The 26,840-nt window shown below is 49.8% G+C and carries 17 protein-coding genes and 1 pseudogene; 15 read left to right on the forward strand and 3 right to left on the reverse strand.

The genetic code is table 11. The features are described from left to right. Positions 1 to 9 precede the first annotated feature (9 nt). From L1F29_RS15830 to L1F29_RS15870, 9 genes are all read left to right on the forward strand, one after another. Entirely contained in the window at positions 10 to 813 is an 804-nt protein-coding gene (locus tag L1F29_RS15830; protein ID WP_258389261.1) for a sugar phosphate isomerase/epimerase family protein, read from the forward strand. 37 nt (positions 814 to 850) lie between these two features. After that, positions 851 to 1,822 (forward strand): ABC transporter permease, encoded by a 972-nt coding sequence (locus L1F29_RS15835; protein WP_258389262.1) that lies wholly within the window; start codon positions 851 to 853, stop codon positions 1,820 to 1,822. Positions 1,823 to 1,847: 25 nt separating this feature from the next. Next, complete coding sequence (locus tag L1F29_RS15840; RefSeq protein ID WP_258389263.1) at positions 1,848 to 2,795, forward strand: carbohydrate ABC transporter permease; 948 nt, start codon at positions 1,848 to 1,850, stop codon at positions 2,793 to 2,795. A 49-nt stretch (positions 2,796 to 2,844) separates the two neighbouring features. Next, the gene (locus L1F29_RS15845) at positions 2,845 to 4,755 is read left to right on the forward strand and encodes a type 2 periplasmic-binding domain-containing protein (RefSeq protein WP_258389264.1); all 1,911 of its coding nucleotides are present in this window, start codon (positions 2,845 to 2,847) and stop codon (positions 4,753 to 4,755) included. A 220-nt stretch (positions 4,756 to 4,975) separates the two neighbouring features. Then, the gene (locus L1F29_RS15850) at positions 4,976 to 5,539 is read left to right on the forward strand and encodes an FAD-dependent oxidoreductase (RefSeq protein ID WP_258389265.1); all 564 of its coding nucleotides are present in this window, start codon (positions 4,976 to 4,978) and stop codon (positions 5,537 to 5,539) included. Positions 5,540 to 5,778: 239 nt separating this feature from the next. Further along, complete coding sequence (locus tag L1F29_RS15855) at positions 5,779 to 6,405, forward strand: TetR/AcrR family transcriptional regulator (protein ID WP_258389266.1); 627 nt, start codon at positions 5,779 to 5,781, stop codon at positions 6,403 to 6,405. A gap of 15 nt (positions 6,406 to 6,420) precedes the next feature. After that, positions 6,421 to 9,492: an MMPL family transporter gene (locus L1F29_RS15860; RefSeq protein ID WP_258389267.1), complete on the forward strand. Its 3,072-nt coding sequence runs from the start codon at positions 6,421 to 6,423 to the stop codon at positions 9,490 to 9,492. A 330-nt stretch (positions 9,493 to 9,822) separates the two neighbouring features. Beyond that, entirely contained in the window at positions 9,823 to 10,233 is a 411-nt protein-coding gene (locus tag L1F29_RS15865) for a Rossmann-fold NAD(P)-binding domain-containing protein (protein ID WP_258389268.1), read from the forward strand. Between the two features lie 460 nt (positions 10,234 to 10,693). Next, positions 10,694 to 12,196, forward strand: a complete 1,503-nt coding sequence (locus L1F29_RS15870) for a glycoside hydrolase family 32 protein (RefSeq protein ID WP_258389269.1) — start codon at positions 10,694 to 10,696, stop codon at positions 12,194 to 12,196. A gap of 224 nt (positions 12,197 to 12,420) precedes the next feature. Here L1F29_RS15870 and L1F29_RS15875 read toward each other — a convergent pair whose 3' ends face one another. Beyond that, positions 12,421 to 13,785: an outer membrane protein assembly factor BamB gene (locus L1F29_RS15875; protein ID WP_258389270.1), complete on the reverse strand. Its 1,365-nt coding sequence runs from the start codon at positions 13,783 to 13,785 to the stop codon at positions 12,421 to 12,423. A 173-nt stretch (positions 13,786 to 13,958) separates the two neighbouring features. Continuing rightward, a complete protein-coding gene (locus L1F29_RS15880) occupies positions 13,959 to 17,654 on the reverse strand; it encodes a DOMON domain-containing protein (RefSeq protein WP_258389271.1) in 3,696 nt (1,231 codons plus the stop codon). 335 nt (positions 17,655 to 17,989) lie between these two features. Between L1F29_RS15880 and L1F29_RS15885 the strand changes: the two genes are divergently transcribed. From L1F29_RS15885 to L1F29_RS15905, 5 genes and pseudogenes are all read left to right on the forward strand, one after another. Then, the gene (locus L1F29_RS15885) at positions 17,990 to 20,311 is read left to right on the forward strand and encodes a PAS domain-containing hybrid sensor histidine kinase/response regulator (protein WP_258389272.1); all 2,322 of its coding nucleotides are present in this window, start codon (positions 17,990 to 17,992) and stop codon (positions 20,309 to 20,311) included. A gap of 15 nt (positions 20,312 to 20,326) precedes the next feature. Further along, entirely contained in the window at positions 20,327 to 20,692 is a 366-nt protein-coding gene (locus L1F29_RS15890) for a response regulator (protein WP_258389273.1), read from the forward strand. Continuing rightward, the gene (locus L1F29_RS15895; protein ID WP_258389274.1) at positions 20,689 to 21,744 is read left to right on the forward strand and encodes an HD domain-containing phosphohydrolase; all 1,056 of its coding nucleotides are present in this window, start codon (positions 20,689 to 20,691) and stop codon (positions 21,742 to 21,744) included. The genes L1F29_RS15890 and L1F29_RS15895 overlap by 4 nt, the downstream gene beginning before the upstream one ends. 124 nt (positions 21,745 to 21,868) lie before the next feature. Further along, positions 21,869 to 22,702 (forward strand): annotated as a pseudogene (locus tag L1F29_RS15900) (alpha/beta fold hydrolase). Between the two features lie 6 nt (positions 22,703 to 22,708). Then, positions 22,709 to 23,689 carry a sensor domain-containing diguanylate cyclase gene (locus L1F29_RS15905; RefSeq protein WP_258389275.1) on the forward strand — a complete coding sequence of 327 codons (981 nt, stop codon included), beginning with the start codon at positions 22,709 to 22,711 and terminating at the stop codon, positions 23,687 to 23,689. A 319-nt stretch (positions 23,690 to 24,008) separates the two neighbouring features. Here L1F29_RS15905 and L1F29_RS15910 read toward each other — a convergent pair whose 3' ends face one another. Next, on the reverse strand, positions 24,009 to 25,613 hold the full coding sequence (locus tag L1F29_RS15910; RefSeq protein WP_258389276.1) for an S-layer homology domain-containing protein: 1,605 nt from the start codon (positions 25,611 to 25,613) through the stop codon (positions 24,009 to 24,011). A gap of 478 nt (positions 25,614 to 26,091) precedes the next feature. Between L1F29_RS15910 and L1F29_RS15915 the strand changes: the two genes are divergently transcribed. Further along, positions 26,092 to 26,829: a hypothetical protein gene (locus L1F29_RS15915; RefSeq protein ID WP_258389277.1), complete on the forward strand. Its 738-nt coding sequence runs from the start codon at positions 26,092 to 26,094 to the stop codon at positions 26,827 to 26,829. The last annotated feature ends 11 nt before the right edge of the window (positions 26,830 to 26,840 follow it).

Here is a 26,840-nt window from a genome sequence, read left to right on the forward strand (position 1 = left end):
GGAATACTCATGAACATTAAAGGCTTTTCCACGGGGATGTACGGCTGGCAAGCCAGGTATTGGAAGGACGGCAAGGAGCCGTCTTGGGATGAAATGTTTCGCGATTGCGCCGAGTCCGGAATGGATGCGGTAGAAATCGATCCTACGCCAGAGCTTGCTGCAGCAGCCCAAGCACACGGGTTAACGATATCCGGCACTTATGTAGGGCTGCAGCTGCACGAACCGTTTGAAGCACTTAAGATCGAGGAATCCGTCCTGCCTTCCGCCAAACGTTTGGCGGAAGCAGGGGGCACGGATTTGGTCATAAACGCGGACCCTAAGGGAAGCTGGGAACATCCGGAGCTCAAGACGGAAGAAGAATTCAAGCGTCAAGGCGATAACTTAGCCCGTATTGCAGCAGCTGTCAAACCGCTCGGACTAAAGGTGAGCCTGCATAATCATGCAGCGACCAAACATAATGCAGAAGGCGATCTGCGTTCCGTAATCGATTATTCAAGCCCGGAAGTAGGTCTGTGCATCGATACGGGCTGGGCGCATGTTGCCGGCATCAATCCAATCGATTGGATCCGGAAATATCCGGAGCGGGTGGTTGCCTTCCACTTTAGAAATCAAAATGGCGCAATCCCTACGGAAGACTTGCTTGAAGGTGAAATCGATATGAAAGAATTGATTTCTGCACTCGATGCAATCGCTTACGAAGGTTGGTTGACATTCGAGCTGCTTCATCAAGACGATATGCAAATCGAGCGCACGATGGAGGAAGATGTCCAACGCTCGGTAGATGGCTTGAAGCAGTGGATCGAGATGCGCTAAGTCACATACGTTTCACCAGAAATTAGGAGGTTTCCCGATGGCTTTACTCAAAAGCGCGGTGCCGAATCAAAACATCTCTGTAAATCCAAAGAGAAAAAAGAGTTTGCAGAAGCAGAATATTTGGGTCTTATATGTATTTTTGATTCCAGCTGTCGTACTTACATTAATTTTTGCCTATTTACCGATGTTCTCTAACTACATTGCTTTCTTGGACTATGATTTTAATAAAGGATGGTTCGGATTTGGCAGTGAGTTTGTCGGATTCGACAACTTCGCTAAATTTCTTAACGACGATAAGTTTTATGAGCTGATGGGCAGAACGCTGCTTTATAGCGTGACCATGATGGTAACAACCTTTCCTGCTCCGCTTATTTTAGCGCTATTGCTTAATGAATTACGAGGACGGCTCTTTAAGAAATTTGTGCAGACGACGTCATATATCCCGCATTTCGTATCATGGGTAACGGTTGCAGGCTTGTTCTACATGTTCTTGACGGTGGATGCCACCGGTATTGTCAATAATCTGCGTCAATTGATTGACCCTAGCGCAGAGCGTATTTCGTTTATGCAGGACGCTTCAAACTTCCTTCCTGTTCTAGTCATTTCAGAAGTTTGGAAAGAAACAGGGTGGGGAACGATTCTCTATCTCGCGGCGCTTTCCGGCATTGACCCGCAGCAGTACGAAGCAGCGCAAGTAGATGGAGCTAATCGTTTTCAACGCTTGCTATATATTACGCTGCCAGGATTAATTCCGACGATGTGTATCCTGCTTATTTTCCAGTTAAGCGGATTGTTCGCAACCAATTTCGACCAAGTGTTTAACATGCAAAATAAGATGATTCGTCTGGATACGGATACGATCGGCGTGTATACCTATTACCAGGGATTAGTGAGCGGACAGTATTCCTATTCCGCCGCAGTCGGTCTCTTTCAAGGCGTAATATCCTTTATTTTGATAATGCTTACAAACTACACAACGAAACGCCTTAGTAATGTAGGCATCATATAAAGGGGAAGAGAGGTTACTTAACAAAATGAAAGTTAGTGCAAGCAATGTTCTCCCTAAGAATAAGATTAAACGAACGAAGGGCGAACGAGCATTCGATTTTGTCAATGTTTCCATTATGGTTTTTTGGGCGATTGTTTCCGTTTATCCATTCTGGTACATCCTGGTCATGTCTTTCAATACAGGTGCCGATGCCGCAACAGGGCCGATCTGGTTCTTTCCGCGTGAGTTTACGTTGGAGAACTATGCCTATGTTCTTCAGTACGATAGGCTGCATTCCGCGTTTATCGTGACCGTGCTGCGTTGTCTTATAGGTCCTGCTATTTCGGTTATCGTATGTATGCTGGCGGCATTCACATTATCTAAGCGGTTTCTGCCTGGACGAAAGACGCTGCTCTTTTTCTTTATGATTCCGATGTTTATCGGCGGCACGATCATTTCCAATTACGTTGTTATGGCTAACTTTGGTCTGCTTAACAATTTCTTGGTCTATATTCTTCCGGGTGCTTTTGGATTTTTTACCATGATCATCATGCGTACGCATATTGAGCAGCTGCCGGATGAATTGCAAGAGTCCGCCATGATGGACGGTGCAGGATATGTGCGTATCTTTTTTCAGATGATCCTGCCACTCAGCATGCCGGTCATTGCTGCATTTGCGTTCTTCGCCGTAGTCGGCAACTGGCTTGATTACTATACCAACTTGCTTTATGTAACGGACCGTAATCTTAGTACTCTGCAATTTGTGCTGTATGAAATCATCAATCGTGCTGAAGCAACACAGCTGATCGATTTTACGAGTACATCAAGCGCTTCACAGCGCAGGCTTATGTCGATGCAGAACAATACCGTTCCAACGCCTGAAGTTATCAAGATGACAGTCATGGTCGTTGTCACGTTTCCGTTGCTTTTCGTATACCCGTTCTTCCAGAAGTATTTTGTTAAAGGTATGCTGACTGGAGCAGTAAAGGCTTAATAGCCTCTGCAAATATAGATTGATTGATAATAGGGGAGGATTTTGTTCAATGAAACGCAAAGTTTTGGCACTCATGTTAGCTGTTGTTCTAACAGTTACGCTTGTTGGGTGCAGCAGTGGGAACGACAAGACAAACAAGCCAGCTTCAAATGCTCCAGTGTCTGATGATCCAAAGGATTTTAAAGAAATCAAATTGGAAGTATTAAGCCAACTGCCTACAAATCCGCGTAAGCCTGTAGAGGATCGTTTGACTCCGATCTGGCGCGAAAAAACGAAGGTCATCCCGGAGTTCATCGAAATTCCGGCAGGCCAAGACATTAAGAGCTGGCTGCAAATGCAAATTTTGGCAGATACAGTTCCTGCTATTATTGCGAACCAGGGTGGTATAGCTGATACACCTGATAATATGGAAATGCTTAAAAAAGCAGGCATGGTCCGCGAAATTACGTTGGATGAATTGAAGAAGTATATGCCGCTTACTGCTGAAAGACTCACAGATTTAGGCGTAACGATGGAACAATGGTACGAAGCTAGCGTCGATCCGACCGATGGCAAGCTCTGGGCGATTCCTTCGCTTCCGTATCCGCTTCTCAAAGAAGAATACCGTAATACGCCATACGGCGATCCGCGCCTTGGCAACGGCGGTTACGGTGTTTGGATCCGAGACGATATCTTGAAGAAAATCCATCCGGATGCGATGAACGAAGCGGAGTTTAAGAAACTGGCTGTTGAAAATAAAGGTAAGCTGACGCTTGAGCAAGTGATGGATATTCCGATTAATAACCTGGATGAGCTGTACGGTTATTTGAAGAAAGTAAAGGATCTCAACCTGAAAGAGAACGGTCGCCCGATTATTCCAGGCCACCTTCAATTTGAGAACACGAGGGCAGCATTGCAATGGTCTTTGTTCACTGCAACAGGCACGTACATCTCGGCATTCCCGCTTGTCATCAATGAAGCCGAGAACCGGTACGAGGATTTCCAGCTGACGCCGGAGTGGAAGAACTACATTTCCTTTATGAACAAAGGCTTCAATGAAGGGCTGTTCGGCCAAGAATTCTATATTCAGAAAAAAGAGCAGCGCGAAGCGAAAATCATTAACGGTGAATATGCAGTCGTTAATATGTGGCATCCAATTGCTGCAAACCAGGAGAAGGTCCGCAAGGAAGGCAAAAACTATGGCTGGAGATTCTATCCGATCTTTGCTACTGAAGCAGACCCGAATTACCAGGATTCGACGAATCAGTACTTTCCATTAATGACAAAATGGAACTCGAAAGCGATTAATCCGAAGAAAGTTACGGATGACATGATCCCGCAAATTCTTCACTGGCTCGACTGGAACTACTCGATGGAAGCGGCGGAACTGCGCGCATGGGGTACGCCGGACATGTATACAGGCGAGGGTATGGAGCGTCGTTACAAGCCGGAATTCAAGAAAGTTGAAGAATATATGCTGCATGGCAAGCAGGATGAAACCGGCGACGGATGGTACTACGGGATTCAGGGTCAAGATGGCACGATGACGAATCCGGAAGTTTACGGCTTCGCTATGGCGGACGAAATGAACTATGTGTACAGCCCGTCCGTTGTATATCCGTTTAGCGAAAGCAATTATAATCAGGAAGCCATCGTTAATACGGCTTGGCAGCAGCACAATATGAAATCGACGACTATTTATGCCATGCTGCCGGTTGACGAAGCAACGCTCAAGGCGAAAGCCGAGTATGAAGCGGCGACAAACGACTTGAATAACAATCTTGTCGGTCCGCGCAGTGACGAGCTGGATAATCTTATGGTCAAGGCCATTACCGGTCCTGTAGATAAGTTTGAAGGTAACTATAAGCAATATACGGATGTGCTCTCAAGCAAAAATATTGCTGAAGGCGTAACGAAAATAAAAGATACGTGGATGGAGTATTACAAGCAGCGTGAGAAATTCCTGAAGAAACTGAACTAATGGAATACACATTTTGCAGGCTTGAGCCGTGATCATAATAGATCACGGCTTTTATCATGGTAACACGTATTTATACTTATAATTCATTACATTAAATATAAATGCAGTTTAATATAATGATCCTCTATATTAATTTGCGCCAACAGGTAAAAAACATTTGAAATCGTTTACTTAAAGGTACATAATGGAAGGATAGTTCCCTATTAAAGGAGGCCCCCACATGTTTGATATTATCGTAATCGGGGCGGGACCGGCCGGCGGAAGCGCCGCGCTGTTCACCGCTAAAGCTGGCAAGAAGACGCTGCTTATCGACAGCGATCAGAGCGTCACGAGGAAGGCTTGGGTTAAGAACCACTACGGATTGGCCGAAGTTAACGGCCCGGATCTGGTGGAAATCGGCAAACAGCAAGCTCAGAGTTTCGGAGCCGAGCTCGTAATGACGAAGGCGGTTTCGATCGCAAAAACGGACGATGGCCTGCGCGTCGAAACCGAGAGCGGAAGCTATGAAGCGAAGCATGTCATTCTAGCAACCGGATTCTTTAACGACTTGGCAGAGAGTTCCGGCATCACGACGAAACCGGGAACCGAGCCTCGCGTGAAGACGATCATCGACACGGATGCGTCCGGCAGGACGAACGTGGAAGGCGTATGGGCGGCCGGAACGATTGCGGGCGTCAGCGTACATACGATCATTACAGCCGGGGACGGCGCGAAAGTTGCCATTAATGTCATCAGCGAACTGAACGGTGAGCGTTACGTCGATCATGATGTACTGAAAGCATAATTAGACGAGAATCAGCCCTGCTGCGGTGTATTACCACAGCGGGGCTTTTTTGTTTTCTGGCCGATGCGTCAAACCTCGAAATGCTTGGAATTCGCACATATGCCAACCGTTTAAAGCCCGCTGAGACGCGGGCTTTAAACATTTGCGAAATCGTCACTTTTTTTAATTTGTAAAACTTGTCAAAGACGAATCGGACGATTATAATCAACATAAATCTAATAGTAAACGAGTGATCACTAATGCAAATTTTAAAAGAAGGAGTAAGGAACGCCATTGTTGAAGCCGCCTTTGCCGAATTTCGCCAGTATGGCTACATGGATGCATCCATGCGCCGTATTGCGGCCGCCGCAGGCATGACATCTGGCAACATTTACCGCTATTTTCGCAGTAAGGAGGATCTGTTTGATTTCATTGTGGGCCCCGTGTATGAACAGTACAGCAGCTATGCGAAGGAATATCTGCAAAGCGCGGACATTCTATATACAAGGGATAAGGCGACCAGAGTGACCTTCTTTGAAGAGTTGCAGACAACCCTGGTAGGCCTGCTTAAAGCATCCGGACCGAGGCAGATGCTGATGGTATGCCGAAGCGAGGGTTCCAAGTATGCAACTATTAAACAAGAGCTGATTCAATTCTCAGAAGGCTTGCTGCTTAAATTGTTTGCTGCCGCAAAGCCGGAGGGTCAGCCGCTCAACGCTTATGAACAATCGGAAGTCAGCATGCTGGCAACTACATTGAACGAAAGTCTTGTTCTGATTATTGGCCAGCATGATGATCAGGAAACGCTTGGATTGCTGATCGATCGGCTAATCGCTGTATACTGCACTGGGATAGGGCAGTTGCTAGAAGAGTATAAGAAGAGATAGAAGGAGAAAACGTCAATGCAGAAAATCATTCGCTGGCGCTGGCCGCTGCTTGTCCTCTGGCTGGCCTTGACCGTAGTGCTTACAATCATTCAGCCTGACATCAATGCCATCCTTCATGAGCGGGGGCAGAATCCGCTGACCGCAGACAGCCGTTCCGTCGTCGCCGGAAAGCTGCTGAAGGAGATGACGAAAACCGAAGGCAACAGCGACCTTATCGTTTTTACGAGCGATAATCCGCTGTCCGATACCGAGATGAAGAATCTGGAATCCGGCATACAAGAACTGAAGGATAAGCAAGCAGAGCTCGGCTTTACCGATCTGATCGATCCATTCACCACCCCGGAAGCCAAATCGACTCTTGTCTCCGAGGACAACACCACCGTAATGATTCCCTTTACCCTTGATATCAAGGGCCGAAGCGTAGACGATATCCAGGAGCAATTCGATATAGCGCTTAAGGATGTTACCGTTCCGTATTACCTCAGCGGTGAAGACTTTATTCAGAATGACTATCTGAAGGCTTCTATTACAGGGGTCGAGAAAAGTGCCGCACTCACCATTATTTTTATTCTAGTGGTGCTTATTCTGATGTTCCGTTCGATCATTATTCCATTCGTATCGCTCTTGGCGGTAGGCGTATCCTATCTTGTCTCCATGGGGATTGCCGCGCAAATCATCGACAAGCTGAACTTCCCGGTGACCAGCGTCACTCAGATGCTTCTAGTTCTGATATTGTTCGGGATCGGGACGGACTACAACATCCTGTTATTCAACCGGTTCAAGGAAGAATTGGCTCACGGCAAATCAACGGATGAAGCCATAATCACCTCATACCGTACAGCAGGCAAAACGATTGTTTACAGCATTCTTACTGTGTTCTTTGCATTCGCCTGCCTTAGCTTCTCTAACTTTGGAATTTATAAGTCGGCTAATGTCGTGGCCATCGGCACGGTTATACTGCTTCTCGAGATCCTGACGCTTACGCCATTCATAATGAAGGTGCTGGGTCCCAAGCTGTTCTGGCCTTCCCGCAATGTCGACGGCCACAAGGAAAGCCGCTTGATGGGCGGCCTGGCTACTTTCTCCGTGAAGCGTCCGATCATAACGGTCGTTGTGATCGCGGTGCTGCTTATTCCCGTTCTCCTCACCGGCGGGCAGAAGCTCTCTTTTGATCAAATCGAGGAATTAGGCACCGGATATCCGTCCACCAAAGGCTTCAGCATTGTCGCCGATAAATTCAGCCGCGGTCAAGCGCTGCCTACGACGGTTGTCATTCAGGGCAAAGAGGCGCTCGACAATAACGATGCGTTCGGTGTCATCGACGAGCTGACGAATGCCATCAAGGACATACCCGGCATTAAGTCCGTGTCCAGTATCACCCAGCCGGTGGGGCAGCCGATAGACGATTTCTATATCAGCGGCCAAACGGCTGAAATAACCAAAGGCATCTCAGCTTCCAGAGACGGGATCAACAGCATAAAGGGCGGTCTGGACCAAATGCAGGCCGGGCTGACGAATGCGGACTTCTCGCAAGCGGATCAGCTGGCAGCCGGTACGGCTCAAGTAAAAGACGGCTATGAGCAGATATCGGCGGCTCTAAGCAAAGTCGCTTCCGGAATAGACGGCGGCGCCAGCGGAGCTAAAGAGCTGCAGAGCGCCATCGACAAGATGCACGGCGGTCTCTCGGAAATCGCTACGCAAACCTCCAAGCTTTCCGGGGGACTCGACAAACTGCAGAAAGGCTACGTATCGGCACAAGGCGGTTTCGACGAGCTGGTGGGAAATCTTCCGAATATCCAAGGCGGACTTAAAGCGATGAACGGATTGATCGGCAAGCTTGGTCAAAGCCATAGCGAGTTGAGTGAAGATGCCGATTATACAACGCTCCGGACGACCGGACAGCAGCTGTCAACCGCGCTGGCTTCCATCAGCAGCGGATTCACGAAGCTGCAAGGAAACTATAAACAGCTGAATACATCATTCGGCAGCACAACCAGCGGATTAAAGCAGCTGGCTGCAGCGCAGACGCGAATTGTGAGCGGATTAAATGAGCTTTCGAAAGGGGCGTCCCAATTATCGGCGGGCCTCAAGCAGGGCAGCTCGGGCAGCAGGGAGCTTGCCGCTAACCTGAAGAAACTGAATACGGCGCTGGCCGGCATACAGGACGGACAGGAACAGCTGAATACCGGTCTGGGCACATTGACTGGCGGATTAACCGAGCTTAAGACCGGACTGCAGAAGAGCAGCCAAGGACTTGGCGACATCTCGGACGGCCTGGACAAGACCGGAAGCTTCTTGACGCAAATGGGCACGACGAAGACGTTCTTCATCCCGAGCGAAGCGCTGCAGGATCAATCGTTCCAGCAGGCAATGGATACGTTCTTGTCCAAGGACCGGAAGATTACCAAGATGATTGTCATTCTAGATGAGGATCCTTATTCTTCGGCAGCCTTAAACGTGGTGGAGCAAATTAACGAGAAGCTCGACAGCGGACTGAAAGGTACTGTACTGGACGGAGCTGTGCACGGGGCAGCAGGGCCAAGCTCGACAACGTATGATATGAATAACGAGCAGCTGGCTTCCTTCAACAATACGGCCGTTATTGTTATCATCAGCGTGTTCCTCGTGCTGCTGCTCGTTATCCGGTCATTCTTGCCGGCCGTTTACATCGTGTTGTCTCTGCTTGCAGCGTACTTTGTCGGAATGGGCGCATCCAAGCTGGTCACCGCTTATATCATCGGAGCTGACGGATTATCCTCATTCGTACCGTTCTTCTCCTTCATCGTCATAGTGGCGGTTGGCGTAGATTACGGCATCTTCCTGATGATGCGTTACAAGGAATATGGCGAGCTCAACCACAGTGAAGCCATCAAGCGCGCGGCACGCAGCGTAGGAGGCGTCATCATCTCCGCGATGATTATTCTCGGAGGCACCTTCGCCACCTTGATCCCTTCGGGCCTGGTGCTGCTCATCGAGCTGGCCACCGCCGTGATCGTAGGATTAGTCGTGCTTACCTTTGTCCTCCTGCCGATGCTGGTACCGGCCTTGATGGCACTGCCGGGCGCTTTGCGCGACAGACGCAAGTAAGGGATACTGGGACGGGGCTTGCCACTATGTTTGACGGATACGAAGCTGAACTAGCTGATGCGGATCATGGGCAGCTCGACCCATTTAATAAATCACGACATTGCGGATTACTTCCACCATGTCGTGATTTTTTCTGTATTTTTACACAAGCTGGTAGTCCTCTGTGAGCGGAGAAGGTTACGGACATGAAATCCGCTAATCGCGATAATATCGTCAGATTGGAGACTTAACGGACATTGGTTCCGCTATTCCTCAGAATTCATGCGGATTACATCTTTTTTAGAGCCAATAGCAAATCGTATGTCCGTTAGCAATTCGAGAATAACGAATATGGAGCAAATATTGTTTCTGGTGTCCGTTTACTTACCTCACTGTGTTCGTTCTGCATCAATCTCGGCAGGGGATCTTAATGCACCGGAAACGTTATTACTCGCTTTGGAGGGGATCGATGGCCTGTTCTTAATTACATTCAGCGATGAGTCGAATGCTTCGCTGCAGACTGAGCCTCAAGTCATTGATTTGGCGGAAAATGCGGGTGTAAAACAAGTCGTCGTCTTGGTGGGGCAAGACTCAATTGGCGTGAGCAGGGCTATGGGGGGGAGGATATCGAATTTTTTGTCCTTATGGGCAAGAATCCTCCCTATCGGACATACGGTTGTCCCGACTGTTAAGCAAGTTAACGGGCGGCCTGCAAGAACGCTTGCCGAGTGGGTTACGGAACACAAGAACGAATTCTTGTGATTGTTATCATATGGTTTCTGTGTAGAAGCCTGTCCCGTTATTGTTTACTCGTGCGGGGCAGTTTTTTTGTTGATGTGTCGATTCTATTATGTTTTGTTCGTTATGTATGGATTGCGTACATCAGATGAATCAAGTTAAAGATTCAATCTCTGCATTATAAATAGAGGAGTGTTTCAGAGCTTATTGAATTACTACTACACACAAACATACAAGGAGGAAGTATGAGCAGCTTATTATTGAAAAACGGTACGGTTATTGGTTATGAAAAGAAGGGCAGGGGGCTGCCGCGGCGCTGCGGTTAAGCATTTTATGAGAAAAAGGGTGGGCCTGGCCATGACGGAAAATCCTTGGCCTGCAGTAACCGTTCCGACTCTCGTGTCGGTTGGCGAAAAGAGCCTGGCTTGGAAGCGAAATGCGATGCATCCATTTGCAGTTCCATTTTGATGAAAAGGGTGATTGGATGAACGAGCACGATATGCAGCATCAGCTACTGGTCCAGAAAGCGACTGCTTCTGCTGAGCAAGCTCATGAAAGCGTATCCGGAGATTATTATCGCCAAGGCTTTCACATTATGCCTCAAGCCTATTTTATGAATGATCCCAACGGACTCGTCTATTATAAGGGAGAATACCATGCTTTCTTCCAGCATCTTCCCTTCAGCGTTCACGACGGGGAGAAGGTATGGGGGCATGTTAAGAGCAAGGATTTGGTACACTGGGAATACCTCCCCGTGGCGATTGCCCCAAGCCAGTTTTATGACCGGAACGGCTGCTACTCGGGGAGTGCGGTCGACGATGACGGCATGCTGACGCTTATCTACACCGGATATATAGAGCGGGAAGGAGAGCGGACGGCCATCCAGATGCAGAATATTGCTTTTAGCGAGGATGGCATCGTATTTCATAAATATGATGGCAATCCGGTCATAAGCGACCCGCCTGAAGACGGATCGCTGGCAGACTTCCGCGATCCCAAGGTATGGAAACATGAAGATACATGGTATATGGTCGTCGGAAGCTCCAAGTACGGTTATGGAAAAACGCTCATGTACCGTTCCAGGGACCTGCGTCAATGGGATTACATCGGGGTAGCGGCAGAAAGTGACGGTTCCATGGGGCAGGTGTGGGAGTGCCCGGACATGTTCCCGTTCGAGCAGAATACGCATGTCTTTCTTACCTCTTCGCTCATTATTGAGAATGGCGCGATTACGGGCGGCAAGAACTTGTACATGGTAGGGTCGCTGAACTACGAGCAAGGGAAGTTCACCAGCGAATACGTTGGCGAGACAGATTGCGGGTGCGACTTCTACGCCGCCCAAACGTTGCACGACGATCAGGGCCGGCGCATATTGATCGGTTGGATGGACTGGCATGCCGCACCGCGCATTGAGGCGGCAAACAACTGGTTCGGATCGTTGACCATACCGCGAATCATGACCTTACTCCCCGATGGAGGCGTCCAGTTCACCCCTGTACCGGAACTGCAGCAATTGCGTGAGGGACATCAACGCTTCAAAGACGTCACGCTTAGGGAAGGGGTACGCGGTGCGTTAGGAGATATAAGCGGCGATTGTCTGGAGATCATAGCCGAATTCGAGCTTGAAGACGCGGAACCGGCAGCGGAGTTCTTGATTGCTTTGCGCCGATCCGAGCTTCATGACCAGGAGACGATCATCTCCTATAACAGCGAGACGGAAACCTTAACCTTCAATCGAGACAAGTCGGGCAATGATTTCAAGGGAAGCAAGTCATGTTCATTGCCGCCGATGTCGGGCGGGCGGATTAAGCTGCACATCATAATGGACCGTTCTTCCGTTGAGATCTTCATGAATGACGGCCGGCTTGTCAGCTCGAATCGGATCTACCCGCATCCGGACAGTCAGGGCTTGGACGTGTATGCTTCGAAGGGGACCGTCAAGCTCAGACAATTGGATTTATGGAAGCTTAAGCGCGTAATGAGGTGAAGGAACGCTGTCATTGAACGGAAATAAGTAACGGCAAGAGGAGCAGCTTGGGGTTCGAATCAGCGGCGTCAAAACATGGATGGAATGATTAAGGCAGCCTGGCTCTATTTATATAGGGCTAGGCTGTCTATTTGGATAATGAGGGCACGAATAAGAGCACGAATAAGAGCTGGTGGGGATTCTGCCTGTCTTCACAGATTGCCTTCGATCACGACAAAGAAGCGTTATCCTGTCGTCAGGCTGGCGGGCAGCTTCACCGCATGCAGCGTCCCTCCGGTGCGAACATAAATCATATTGCCGGACTTCAGCGTCGACTCGAAATCACGGGCACCCGTTTTTACGCTGAACACGGGCTTCAAGGCTGCGAAATTATATGCTTCCAGCGTACCGTCGACGCGGGCGACGAAGAGACCATTGCCGTACAGATCGGTCTGCACGGACGGAATGCCGCTTGGAGAATGAAGAATTTGGCCGTTCGCCGTCTTTATTACGCTGATCGAATTATTGTGCAGGCTCTGATAGAGAAGTCTCCCGTTATGGACGCGATAGAGAGGCTGGTAGTCCCGCGGATTCGGCGTAACCCATCGTTGGACTGGTTTACCATCCGGGGTATAAGCAGAGAAGTTATATTTGGCGACGACTTGATCCTGATAGATGTACAGGTCATTGCCGTCTAAGAAAGCGGATCCATATGCGCCGCCGAAACTATACTGGCCGGGTGCTTCTGGCTTAGCCGTCCATTTGTAGACGCGCTCGCCCTTTTTCTCGCCGGTCTTCAAGTTCAAGACGGCGATATGCAAGCTCTTATTGACGGGATCATCATCGCCAATCATGAACAAGTCCATGACGGAATAGACGATTCCATCCTTCACGGCAAGCGGCGTCATCTGGCGGAACGAGGTCCACAGCTGCTTGCCCGTCGCTTTGTCATAGGCATTGATCTGATTGGATGAGAGGGCCCCTTGAACATAATACATGCGAAGAACGACTCCGCTGTTTTCCATAACGTCGGTCAACCCGGCTGTGTAGGACCCTTCCGTCTCCGTTACCTTCCAGCGCAGCTTGCCGGTCGCGCGGTCCAGCGCGAAGAGCGTCAGATCCTGCGTCACATAGACCGTGTCGCCAATCGGATTGATGCTGTCCGCCTTATCCGCTTTAATCGGGGCCGTCCATTTCTTGCTGCCGCCAGCTGAGACGGCGTAGACGTAGCCTTCTTTAGTAAGGCCGTACACGATTCCTTGATCATATACGAGCAACGGCTTCAGGCCGGCTCCGTATTTCCATAGCCTCTTTCCGCTGGCGCCGTCATAGGCGGCAAGCTGGCCTCCCGTCACAAGGGCAAAGACGCGGCCTTCTTCGACAATGGCAGCCGTAAAGGATCTTCCGTCCTGATTGAATTTGGCAAGCGGCAAGCTCCACAGCGGCTTGACAGCGGGAGCGGATTCCGACCCGTATACCGGACTTGATGTGGAGAGAACAGGCTTCTCGGCGTGCACGACCGCCGTTCCCGGTATACCGGAGGCCAGTACTGCAGCCGAAATGCTCAAAGCGGCGATCATTTTCGCAGGTTTGGATCCCATTTTACGCATATGCACCATCCAATTCATGAAATATGTTGTCTTTTTTTTATAGGTACAATCTTCTTATTCAAACGCAGGGCTGCTTACAAAAGTTGCAAGCGGCCGGAAGTACCATCCATCTAAATGTTAACGCCCCTGACCGGGAAGCCGCCAGGGGCGCTGCTGCGCAATGGGGAGACGAGTTACTTCTTGGCCGTGTAGCGGTAGTTGAACCGGTTGTTCGGCGCGCTGTCGCCGTTCACCGTGAATTCGGCGATATCGTATTTCTGGATGTTATCGGTCCACTTGAAGTCGAATTGGAACGTCCGCGCTTTCGATGGATAACCGAGCTTGGTGAGCGGTATGGCGAGTTCCAACTCATTGCTCTTGTACCGGAAAGAAACGTTGGCAACAAAGGTCAGCGTGCCGTCCGCGTTCATCCGGTGAAGCGAAGTCGTCGTGGCGTTGACGCTACGGTCGCCGACCACGTAGTCGTAACCGTTCCATCCTGTCGTATAATCGCTATCCGTGTTCAGGAACAGCTGCATCCAATGCGGATCCGTGTGGCTTGTCAGCGTATCCTTCGTCTTCACGTAGAAGTAGGCATTGTCCTTATCATGTGTGACGCGCTGCTCGACAAGGTCGTTGCGGCCCGTTTCATTGACGTAGAACAAATTGCCATATCCTCTATTGCTGCGGTGCATCGTATCGCCGTAATCGTCCTTATAGCTTGTGCGGACCGCATTCCATTCGCTGAACTTGCCGTCGATCCGCGCACCGATTGCCTTGGCAGCCGGCTGAGGAGCATTGGTGCCTTTGAACCTCGCAATGTTGGCGGCCAGCTGATAGTAGTAATTGTCGGTATGTCCGCCGACCATCGGTTCGATGTCGCGGCTGAATTCCTGATTGAACTGGTCGACGAACATAACCGGCAGACGGACGCCGTTGAATTCGGCGAAGCGGCCTGCCGTCCATTCGTTCCAGCCCGTGACGAAGACGAATTCCGGATCCAATTCGAACGCGCGATCCCACTGCTCCTGGAAATTGAGACCCTGTTCGGTCGGAAAAGGCTCGGAAGGCGATTGACCGTTATGGAAGCTGCGTCCGGTCGCACCCGCTTCCGTGAAAGTCGACAAACGGCCGTTCACGGAATTCTGCGCGACGCCGACGGTCATTTCTTCGATATTGCCGTCCTCGTCATAGAAACCATGCTGCGGCGCCACTTCCAGCCACCCCCACGAGTTAGCCGTTTGCGGACCTGCGAAATAGCTCGGTTGAGGTCTGCGCACCGTGAAGAATTCCTTGTACTTCGCATCGATCGAGTCTGGATTGGCCATGATGATCGGCTTGCCGTCCCATCGGAACCACAGATCAGCAAACAGCCCCGCTCCGTACAGGTTCTCATACAACTCCTCGACGACCTTCGAAGAATTGCCGAACGGCGTCAGGAAGATAACCTGAGGCGTCTTGCCGCCTTCCAGACGAATCTCGCGGTAGACGCGCAGCAGCTTCATATAGATAGATTTGTACGAGAAATTGTTGCTCTCGTCAAAAATGACCGCGTCGACCCCGATATCGGTCAACATCTGGGCATGTTTACGGATAACGTATTCATCGTCGGACAGATAGTAACCGAACACCGATTCTCCCCAATGATGAGGCGTATGCATCGGTCCCCACAGCGGACTGTCCGGGTTGGTGATCGCGCTTGGATCCTGAGCTAATATTTTGCTAATGTCGTATGGGCCGCCCGAGCCGTGCTGGCCATGCCAGGTATGGTAGAAGATTCCGACGAACTTTTCCTTCTCCTGATCGCTCGAGGTCGGGCTGCCGGATGTCTGACGGCCCAATTCATCCACCGCAATCCAGGAGCCGCTGTTCGTATCCCATTCCGCCGCGGGCTCACTGGAACGCGCATAAGCGAGAACCATATCGTGACCGGTCCAGGGCTCGCCGTACCGGAATGCTTCGCCGCCCGCATAAGTATCGCTCGCGATTGGGAAACGGGCGGTACCGGAACCTTTGCTGCTGAACTCGACATAGAAGCGTCCTGCCGGTTGATCCCCGACGCGAACATAGGCCCATTTGCGGCTTAGCCTCTCCAGCTTCGCATTAATCATGAGTATATTATCGTTCCGATCTTCCGTTCCCCGGTAATAGAGCTGAACCTGTACGTCATCGGTCGATAGGTTCTGAAGCGGAACGAGCAGCTGATTGAACGGCTCGATAGCCTCGAAGGTCTGGCCGAGTGTATTGCCCACTTCATGGACACTGCTGATGCCCCGGTCAGCCCCAGGTACGATTGTACCGTTCGAATAAGCTGTTCCCTGAGCATATACGTCGTTGTAAGTCATCCATCCGGCGCTGCCCTGCGGCATGCTTAGCTCCACATAATAACGACCTTCCGATTGAGGCGGGAGCATGATCGTTCCGTCTGTGGACTGCGCGTCAACGGTTCCGCAATAAATAACCGCGCCTGTTGGTCCTCCTTGTCGGACGGTGAGCGCGGCACCTGCTCCGTCCAGCGAAGCTTCCAGCTTAATGCCGGTGAAAGGAGAGGCGGCCACAAATTCTTGGCCGAGCGAGCTTTCCGCGCCAACCAACTCCGCAGAACCCGTCTGTCCGGCCGGAATGATCGTCCGGTCGGAATAGACCGGATCGTCCGTAAGATCGAATGCGGACGTGCCGTGATTTGCCAGCAGATGAATCGCCTCGTAATGGCGGGGAAGCTTCACGGAGGGACCTGCCACGGATTCCGTGCCGTCACCCGAGCGGGAGGCAATATAATCGGCGGTATCGTCAGCCGCGAGGTCAGCCAGCACATCATAGCTGGCAGCTTCCATCGGCGTGGTGTGCTGCGCTTCGCCGTTCTGCGGTGCGTTCGGCGCAGCTGCGGCACCAGCTTCCGGAGCTGGGCAGACATGCGGCACGAACGGCGGCTCTTCGGCGGTCGTCTCTTCTTCGACGAGGCGGGATACGATCGCCCGGTCCGCACCGGTCAGGGCGCTGCCGTCCTGGTAGGCAATGCCGCCCGCATAAGTATCTTCGTCCACTTTCGTCCACCAGCCGATTGTCCCGACCGGATTGCTCATCTCGGCATAATATCGGCCGGGCGGCTGCTCGGGGAGGAACAGATCGGTCCGGTTGTCCCGCGCGTTACGGACGTCGGTTGTGAAGACCGGCTTGCCGGTCGGACCGTCCTTGTAGAGCGTGAACGTGAAGCCCGAGTCCGATGTCGTCCAAGTCGGAGCGGCCAGCGTAAGCTGGTTGAACGAGCGTACAGCCAGGAAGTCCTGGCCGAGCGTCTCGCCTTCGACCAGCATGACCGGGTTCATCGAGCCGGCATGCGGGACGAGGACATCTTCATAGATGAAGTCGACTGGGGGCTGCTCTCCACCTCCACCGCTTCCGGTTGTCGAACGCAGGACGATCGAGCGGTCCTGGTTCGGAACAGCAGCGCCGCCGGAGAACGCCGTTCCGCCTGCATACAGGTCGGGCTTCGTCCACCAGCCGATTTGTCCGACCGGATCGCTCATCTCGGCATAATAGGTGCCGGGCTCCAGCTCCTCCGGAAGCTCGACGGCGGTCTGGCCGTCTACAGCCTTTGCGATGACCTGCGTGTAGAGGACGGTTCCGTCCGGACCGTCGCTGCGAAGCGTGAACGTAAATCCGGAATCGTTCTTGTTCCAGGTCGGCGTCGAGACGAGCACGACATTAAATGCCCGAGGCGCCGTGAACGACTGCCCCAGCGTACCGCCGTTCTCCAGCTGGACCGGCGTCCATGGATCGCCGGTCGGCACGATAATATCCTCATACGCCGCATTGGCCGTAGGTGCTTGCAGCAGCGGGAAGGCAAGCGCAATTACAAGCAGGACAGCTAACCATTTTTTACGATTCACTCGTTATGAAACCCCTTTCATAATAGGATGTGGCGAAAAACGTTTTAACCCGTATTCGCCCGATTCCACTATATTACATGACACAAAGAAGTGAATATAGGCAAAAAGACCATATTTAACCAATGCATTAAAGACATTTTCCGAGTTCTTCCGACAGAAACTCTTCATTATTTACAAAGTTAGTCAAACAACTGCAAGGATGAAGAGCGAAAAACGTTTTAATAGACCGAGATCCGTCAGTTTGCTCTTACATTTTATTTCCGTTAAGTCGATAAAAAGGAGAAGGCAATCGAACATTAAACAGCATTCGTACACCGGCTGGTTAGGGGCAGAAGATGATAACAGACCTTATCGACAACCAACATGCCTGTCAGGCATTGGATGCATCCTCGATCATATCCATTACGGATGACAATGGGATTATTACCTATGTGAACGATCTTTTTTGTGATTCGTCCAAATATGACAAGACCGAATTGATCGGAAGCAGTCATCAGATCGTCAACTCCGGGTTTCATCCTCAAGAATATTTTACTCATATATGGGATACGCTCGGCCGAGGGCAGGTATGGAAAGGTGAAATCAAGAACCGGGCGAAGGATGGCAGTGAGTATTGGTTGAATTTGACCATCGTGCCTTTCGTGAACGAGGAAGGCTTGACCTATCAGCATATGGCGATCGGAACCGATATAACGAAGCGCAAGCAGAATGAAACGGCATTGTTGCAGTCCGTTGAAAATTTGCGCGATATTGAGAATGCTTTGGATGAATCCTCGATCGTGGCCATTACGGACGACAAAGGGGTCATTACCTATGTGAACGAGAAGTTCTGCGAGATATCCAAGTACAATCGATCGGAGCTCATCGGAAGAACGCATCGGGTAATAAACTCAGGGTACCATCCGAAGACATTCTTCAGGGACATGTGGGCCACGATCAAGCAAGGGCGCGTATGGAAAGGCGAAGTCAAGAACCGGGCCAAGGACGGCAGCGAGTATTGGATGAATACGACGATCGTTCCCTTCCTGGAGAGCAGCGGAAAACCCAGACAATTCATATCGATCCGTTCGGATATTACCGATCGGGTCAAAGCGGAAGCCGCGCTCGCCGAACGTACGGAACAGCTTGCCAGAGCTCGTGACGAAGCGATTCGTGCCAGTCTGATCAAAAGCCAGTTTCTGGCCAACATGAGTCATGAGCTTCGAACGCCTCTTAACGCCATCATCGGCTACAGCGAGATGCTTCAGGAAGAAGCGGAGGATCTTGGAGAGTCGGTCTTTGTCGAGGATCTGGCAAAAATCAGCAAAGCCGGCAACCATCTGCTTGCCTTGATTAACGATATTCTGGACATCTCCAAGATTGAAGCCGGCAAGATGGAACTTCATCCGGAAAACTGCAGCTTACCTGAACTGATTCATGATGTAATGACAACCATTCGGCCATTAGTCGAAAGCAAGGGCAATCACATTCAAACGAGATGCAAGGAAGAAGATGTTATTGCAGTCGATGTGACGAAGCTGAGACAAATCCTTATTAATTTGCTGAGCAATGCGAACAAGTTCACGGAAGCCGGATCCATTCATTTTGAGGTGTACAAGGAAACCCGGTTCAACGCGTCCGGATACAGCTTCCGCGTTCAGGATACCGGAATCGGCATGACGCCGGATCAGCTGAGAAAAATCTTCCAGCCCTTTACGCAAGCGGATGCTTCTACGACGCGGAAATATGGGGGGACAGGGCTCGGCCTTGCTATCAGTCAACGGTTCATTCATTTAATGGGCGGAGACATTCGGGTGGAGAGCGAGTTTGGAGAGGGAACGATCTTTACCTGCTGGCTGCCGGTCTTGTCTGAAGATCCCGAAGTGCTGCCGCCTTCCCCGATGGAAGAATGCAAGCAGGCAGCGGAAGAAGCGGGACAAACCGGCATTCTTCTCATTGACGACGATGCTTTCAATCGGGAATTGATGGAACGTTACCTGGCCAGAACGGGCTGGACACTAGCCTACGCGGATAATGGTCCGGAAGGGTTGAGACTTGCAAAAATACTGCGTCCCAAGGTCATCTGCCTGGATATTCTCATGCCTAACATGGATGGATGGAGTGTGCTGACAGCGTTAAAGAATGATCCTGATCTGGCGGATATTCCGGTTGTGATCTGGTCCATGACGACCGACAGGCAGCTGGGCTATACGTTCGGAGTCTCCGAATACTTGACCAAGCCTGTTGAACGGGACCGTCTCATCAAGGTCATGGAGAAGTACATTGTGAAACGTGAAGAGCAGCGGATTCTCGTGATCGAGGACGATGCGACATCAACCGAGTTCATGACGAGGCTATTGCAGCGGGAAGGGTATTCGGTTGCCCATGCAGGCAACGGCCGGCTCGCGCTCGAGCTGCTGTCCAAGGAGATCCCTTCGCTAATTTTGCTCGACCTCATGATGCCGGAGATGGACGGATTCCAATTCATTGCTGAATTGCGCTTACAGCAGGATTGGAGCGCAATCCCCATTGTAGTCATGACCGCCAAAACGATTTCATCGGAAGAGCGGCAAATATTAAACGGTTATGTGCAAAACATCATGCAAAAAAGCTCTATCGATTATAGTGTGTTCATGGCGGAAATTCGAAGATTTATGGAGACTGTGAGAGTCATTTAATAGGAGGCATTGTATGTGATCACCGTTCTTCTAATCGAAGATAATGAAATGAACCGCGATATGTTGTCCAGACGGCTTGCGCGTAAAGGGTACCGGATCGTCACCGCCGTAGACGGCAGCGAGGGAGTTAAGCTTGCCGGTGAGTTGAGACCCGATCTGATCTTGATGGATTTGAGCCTGCCTATTCTGGATGGATGGGAAGCGACCCGATTATTGAAAGGTTCTTCGGAAACAAAAGATATACCGGTCATTGCACTAACCGCTCATGCCATGAAGAGCGATGAAGAAAAGGCGTTCCAGGCCGGGTGCGACGATTTCGACACGAAGCCGGTTGTTCTGGACCGCTTACTTGACAAGATGAGGAATGTTCTAAATCAATGAAGGATGATATCATGCTTTCCAAAATATTGATCGTCGACGATCAAGAATTCAATATCTCCCTGTTGGAGCGCATTCTCGTGCGGGCGGGCTTCAAACATATTTCCAGCATACAGGATCCTCTCCGGACTCTAGCGGTATTTACGGAAATCGAGCCTGATATTGTACTTCTCGATATGCATATGCCGGGGATGGACGGCTTGCAGGTGCTCCGGTTGATCCGTGAGCACACCGCGGCTGACCAATACTTGCCAGTGCTCATGCTCACGGCAGATGTAACGCCCGAAATGAAGAAACAAGGGCTGCAGGCGGGAGTCAATGACTTCTTGACGAAACCTTATGATCGGATGGAAGTCGTGCTGCGCATCAATAACTTGCTGAAGACGAGGCAGCTGCATAAGCAAATTCAGCAGCACAAGAACACATTGGAAGACCGGGTGCGCGAGCGGACGGAGGAATTGCAGAAGGCAAAGGTGGAAATGCTGCACTTGCTCGGACGCGCAGCGGAATATCGCGATGATATGACGGGAAGTCATACGCTTAGGGTCGGGAGACTATCCGGATTAATAGCAGAGCGTCTGGATCTGTCCAAGGAGCATGTCAAAATGATTCGAATGGCTGCTCCTCTGCACGATATCGGCAAGATCGGCATCCCGGACGAGATTCTGCTGAAGCCCGGACGGTTCAAGCCGGAGGAGTTCGAGCGAATGAAGACCCATACCTTGATTGGAGCCAGAATATTGGAAGAAAGCTCGTTTACGCTTCTGAAGCTTGCCGGTATTATTGCTCAATCCCATCATGAGAAGTGGGACGGGACAGGTTATCCTCATGGGCTGCACAGAGAAGAAATACCGATTGAAGCAAGAATTGTGGCTCTCGCCGATTTCTACGATGCGCTGACGCATGAACGACCCTACAAGAGAGCTTGGACGCCGGAGGAAACGATTGCCGAAGTGAAGAAACAGTCCGGTATTCACTTTGATCCCCGGATCGTGAATGTATTCGTTCAATTATATGCAGAGGGGTTATTGGCGAAAGAAACGATGTCTTCATAAGCGACTTCGTTCAGGCGCAGTCGTTTTTGCTTTATCATCCTGAATGGACCTTGTTGTACTGACGATTTGACCGTACGCGACTGCCAGATAGCAATCGAATCAAGACGAGCAAAGGGAGTTTTATATCGTGATTAATGTTGCTGCAAGGAATAATGTGAAGGTGATTGGGAAAGGGGAGCGGACGGTTGTTTTTGCGCATGGGTTTGGGTGCGACCAGAGTATGTGGCAATATATCGTACCTTCATTCGCGGACAAGTATCGAATCGTTCTCTTCGATTATGTTGGTTCGGGAAATTCGGATCTTACAGCTTATACAAGCGAGAAGTATCGTACATTCCGCGGCTATGTGCAGGATATATTGGATATCATTGAATCGCTAAGGCTCGACAATATCATCTTTATCGGTCACTCTGTCAGTTCGATGATCGGGATGCTCGCATCCATCGAGCGGCCTGATTACTTCGACCGATTGATCATGATCGGACCTTCTCCGCGTTACTTAAATGAAGGCGAAGAGTACTGCGGAGGCTTCGATCAGAATGATATTACCGAGCTGCTGGACATGATGGAAATGAATTTCGCCGGATGGGCCAGCTTCATGGCTCCGATTGCGATGAGTAATCCGGAGCTTCCGATGCTGTCGAAAGAGCTGGAATAAAGTTTTATTTCGGGGGATCCTGCGATTTCCCGGGAATTTGCCGAGGTCACTTTTTTATCCGATCATCGGAAAGCGTTGTCCAGCGCTTCGGTTCCTGCGCTCATTCTGCAATGTTCGGAGGACAGCATCGTACCGATCGAAGTCGGGCAATATTTACATAAACATTTGGCAAACAGTACGTTCCGGTTAATGGAGGCCAAGGGCCATTACCCGCATATTAGCCATCCGCAGGAAACGGTTCGTTTAATCAATGAATATCTCCGTGATCATGAACCCGATGGGGCCGACTTGAAAGGATAGACGATAATGGATGAGCGTTTAAAATATGCACCGTGCGGTTATGTTTCCATTACACATGAAGGAATTGTTATCGATGCAAACCATACATTCCTGGATAAGATGGGATATCAGCTGGAGGATCTGGTACAGAAGCATATCGAATCGATCATGTCGACGGCCAACAAACTGATCTTTCATTCGTACTTTTACCCGTTTATTAATCTGAATGGACTTGTAGAAGAGTTGTTCATCAGTTTAAAAGATTCCAAAGGACAGCCGATTCCTTACATCTTAAATGGGAGACGGTATGAGAATGCTGGCGTCGAGATCATCGATTGCGTATTGGTGCAGATGGGCAAACGGATCGATTATGAGCGAGAGCTCCGGTCGGCTAAGAAGCAAATTGAAGAAGCGTACTGGGAGAAGGATCAAGCACTGACGAAGCTCCAACAAATCCATGCGGAAATTGAACGGAAGCAAGCCGAGCTGATGGAGATTAACAAGATCTTAGTCGAGCTGTCCAATACCGACAAGCTTACGGGATTAAAGAACAGAAGGTACTTTCAAGAGAAGCTGGAGGAGCAGATTGTCCAATACGGCAATACGCATGAGCCCTTCTCGGTATGTATTGTCGATATCGACCACTTTAAAAAAGTGAACGACACGTGGGGGCATCAGACCGGCGATGACGTACTGGAGAAGTTGGCGGAACGATTAACATCCCAATCACGGAAGACGGATATTGTTGCCCGATATGGCGGGGAAGAGTTTGTGCTTATTTGGCCGAATCAGGATATAGCGGAGTCCAAGGCGAATGCCGAGAAATTGAGGCAAACGGTAGCCGAATCGACTTGGCAAACGGGCAGCATCACGGTGAGTATAGGGATCGCGACGTTTACCGAGGCGGATTCCGATGCAACCGTATTGAAGAAAGCCGACCAAGCGCTTTATGCCTCCAAAGAAAACTGTCGAAATCGCGTCACGCACATTATGGATTTGAATCAATAGGAGAAAAAGTGAGTCGGCTTCCAAGCCGGCTTATTTTGGATCTTACGGTTCTTCCGTAAAGATTGTTACTATGCCCCCTTTCTGTTTTAACGAAAGGGAACGTATGTTTGCATTATGGGGATGGCTGCTTGAAAAAGGGAATTAATGTCGCACATATGACAAATACGGAAGAGAAAGCGATTGTTTGACTAACGGACACGATACTTGAACAACATAATAAAACCCGCCATTTATTGGCGGGTTTTATTATGTTACAGCGCATTTTTATAAAGAAACCATATTGTCGATAAGAGCCTTATATACACTGGACTAGGAGCAACTAGAAGACATAGCTGAAAAACTTATCCGCATTGCTCAAGCTGGTCCAAATGTCGGGGCTTTCACCGCCTGCATACCAATATGCAAAGCCTGCAGCGGAACCATCGACTGCCAATTTATACTTGGCGCTCAACGAACGTCCTTCTTCCACCCATATGGAGTGCCGAAATCCGCTCTGCGTGTAATTAACGGTATACTGTCCGAGGTAGGAATCCCATACTAGGCGCGAGGAAATAGAATGAATCCGGTCGTTTTGCTCAAGCAGCGACATGAACGATGTGGAGATGATTTCCCCTTGACTGCTTAAGGTCCAATCTTTATTAAATAAAGGCAATCCGAGTATGACCTTACCATGAGGTACCGCGGCAAACAGACGGTCAAGGCCTTTCTTCACGAAAGGCAGCGAAGCGTTGGATCCGGCTTGAGGGCTTCCGCTATAATGTTCGTCGTAACCCATCAGAATGATATAGTCCGCAGACTTCCCAAGCGCGCGATAATCGAACGCCTCTGTCCAATCCGTTCCTAGATCCGGAGAAACATTAACCGCCAGGACAGCACCGACTCCATGAAGCTTCACGCTTAATTCTTTCATGAAAGCCGTTAACGCCGAGCGATCTTCTGGAGCGACATTCTCGAAGTCGATGTCCAGCCCATCCAAACTGTATTTCTTGACAAGTCCCGTTAGATTGTTAATTGCAGCAGTCCTTAACGAAGAGTCCGATAACATAAGATGCGTAAGGCGGGCATCGCTTCGATTGCCGACCATCGCCCATACCTTCTTGTTGTACTTCTTCGCCCAAGTGATAAGCGAACGATCCGTCCCATCTGTTATAGTGCCCGATTCCGCCAGGAAATACCACCGCGGGGACAATGTATTGACATTGGATTGTAAAATCGTACGTTCATACTGTTCGGTCGTCTGGTTGTACTGCCATCCCAGTTGTACTTTGGGGCGCGCCTTGGATTTAAGCGCTGCAGCCCATTTATCGTTCTGCAGGACGCGATCAATCATGACGGCCGTTTCCTGCCGGGTTATTGGAGCCTTCGGATGAAACCTTCCGTTATCGTCGCCTTTCACCAAACCTAGCCTCTGCGCTGAAGCGACTGAAGGTTCAGCCCATGCGGCGATTAGGCTAGTATCGACAAAATCCGCTGCATGAGTATTATCGGCAGCGGATTGTTTCATTGCGCGTATGATAAGTACTGCAGCCTCTTGCCTTGTTACCTGCTTCTCGGGAGCGAATTTGCTTGCGCTTATGCCTTCCGCCAAGCCAAGCTGTACCGCGGCTTGAATCCAGCCATAATACCACGCGTTCTTCGATACATCTGTGAACGAACTGAGGGAACTGTTCACATACTGAAGACCAAGCAGCCTATTAAGTATGGTTACGAATTCCGCGCGGGAGATCGGTTTGGTCGGTGAGAAGGTTGTAGCCGTCGTGCCTGTTATAATATTTTTCTCGTATAAACGAATGATTTCTTTCTTCGCAAAGCTTCCCGATATATCGTTGAAAGGCGATGCGCTGCCTGCCGAGACTGGCTGCAGGATACTGCCAGCCAAGCACAGCGAAACGATCGCCGATACTGTCGTTCGAATCCAATTCACTACTATTCTCCTTCTGGTCGGTAGAGACCCTAACTTTTCTATCTTATCAAAGAACCTTCTACCGCTCATGGATAAAATATTGGAAATTGAAAAAAGGAGCCACCAAAAGCAGCCTTTGCTGCTAAAGGTACGCTCCTTTTTTCAGGAATGTCCACCCGATCGATTATTGTTCGCTGCGTATATTCGTGTCAACGTTATTTTCTTCAATGAATAGAATGTTATATCATGCCTTTCAGAACGCGTTCCATCCGCAATCGATTGTCGATGATTGGAACGAAATCAGACACCGGATACGATTTTCAAACTAAAATGTCATTGCATGTTGAAATCAATCAAATTAGACAAAAAGATGAAATAATGGAAACTATAGGGCAATATTTCCGTATCAGTATTTTATTTAAAACCTTATCGTGCAGCGGCTGCGCAAGACATCCGTACAAACTAGCTTTTCCTATCGGGGGTAGAGGAGGTACACGTATTGAATGATTCAAAATACATAAAACTTCTTGGAATTATTATTGGCGTAGCGGTTGTGAATATCGCAGTGTTTTCTCCGGGATTTATAGGCGTGGCGATCGGCGGGAATGCACTCACAACAGCTTTTGGAGTAACACTGCTATTCGCCAGTGCGCTGGTGCTGCTTTACGGGAGTTATGCTTTACTGTTCAAGGCACCCGTTGTTCTGCCTGTCAGACAAATCAAATCGCACGACGACTTCGTGGAGGCACTGACTCGCTACAGACGCATTAAAGCGCTGGCAGATGATATGACGCTCGCCTTAGAACAGCTGGATCGGATGAGCAAGAGGAAGGAGACTTTGTTCAATGTGCTCCATCAAAGATTCGATACGACGGAGTTAAGCTACCAGAAATTCGCTTCCGTCACTCTGGAGGTAGAGAAATTATTCCACCTCAATGTCAGGAGCATTCTGAATCGGCTTCAGGTTTTTGATGAGTCGGAGTTCGATCATGTAGTGAATCATAAGTCATCACGCTTCTCGGGGAAGCTTCTTCAAGAAAAAATAAACGTGTATAACGAGTTCCTGTCTTTCATGAAAAGCTCGCTTGGTACGAACGAGGAGATCCTATTAAAAATAGATAAGCTGCTGTTGGAGATATCCCGTTTAGACAGTTTTGAACCGGGAGATATTGAGAAGATGCCTTGCATGCAGGAGATAGATTCGTTAATAAAGCAAACCAAATATTATAAACATTGAGAGGTGCAAAC

It is taken from the genome of Paenibacillus spongiae (assembly GCF_024734895.1).
Lineage (GTDB): Bacteria > Bacillota > Bacilli > Paenibacillales > Paenibacillaceae > Paenibacillus_Z > Paenibacillus_Z spongiae.

Bases quoted from the DNA above. Each gene is read 5' to 3' on its own strand.
- L1F29_RS15830 (WP_258389261.1), top strand. From the start codon at position 10: ATGAACATTAAAGGCTTTTCCACGGGGATGTACGGCTGGCAAGCCAGG.
- L1F29_RS15835 (WP_258389262.1), top strand. From the start codon at position 851: ATGGCTTTACTCAAAAGCGCGGTGCCGAATCAAAACATCTCTGTAAAT.
- L1F29_RS15840 (WP_258389263.1), top strand. From the start codon at position 1,848: ATGAAAGTTAGTGCAAGCAATGTTCTCCCTAAGAATAAGATTAAACGA.
- L1F29_RS15845 (WP_258389264.1), top strand. From the start codon at position 2,845: ATGAAACGCAAAGTTTTGGCACTCATGTTAGCTGTTGTTCTAACAGTT.
- L1F29_RS15850 (WP_258389265.1), top strand. From the start codon at position 4,976: ATGTTTGATATTATCGTAATCGGGGCGGGACCGGCCGGCGGAAGCGCC.
- L1F29_RS15855 (WP_258389266.1), top strand. From the start codon at position 5,779: ATGCAAATTTTAAAAGAAGGAGTAAGGAACGCCATTGTTGAAGCCGCC.
- L1F29_RS15860 (WP_258389267.1), top strand. From the start codon at position 6,421: ATGCAGAAAATCATTCGCTGGCGCTGGCCGCTGCTTGTCCTCTGGCTG.
- L1F29_RS15865 (WP_258389268.1), top strand. From the start codon at position 9,823: ATGGAGCAAATATTGTTTCTGGTGTCCGTTTACTTACCTCACTGTGTT.
- L1F29_RS15870 (WP_258389269.1), top strand. From the start codon at position 10,694: ATGAACGAGCACGATATGCAGCATCAGCTACTGGTCCAGAAAGCGACT.
- L1F29_RS15875 (WP_258389270.1), bottom strand. From the start codon at position 13,785: ATGCGTAAAATGGGATCCAAACCTGCGAAAATGATCGCCGCTTTGAGC.
- L1F29_RS15885 (WP_258389272.1), top strand. From the start codon at position 17,990: ATGATAACAGACCTTATCGACAACCAACATGCCTGTCAGGCATTGGAT.
- L1F29_RS15895 (WP_258389274.1), top strand. From the start codon at position 20,689: ATGAAGGATGATATCATGCTTTCCAAAATATTGATCGTCGACGATCAA.
- L1F29_RS15905 (WP_258389275.1), top strand. From the start codon at position 22,709: ATGGATGAGCGTTTAAAATATGCACCGTGCGGTTATGTTTCCATTACA.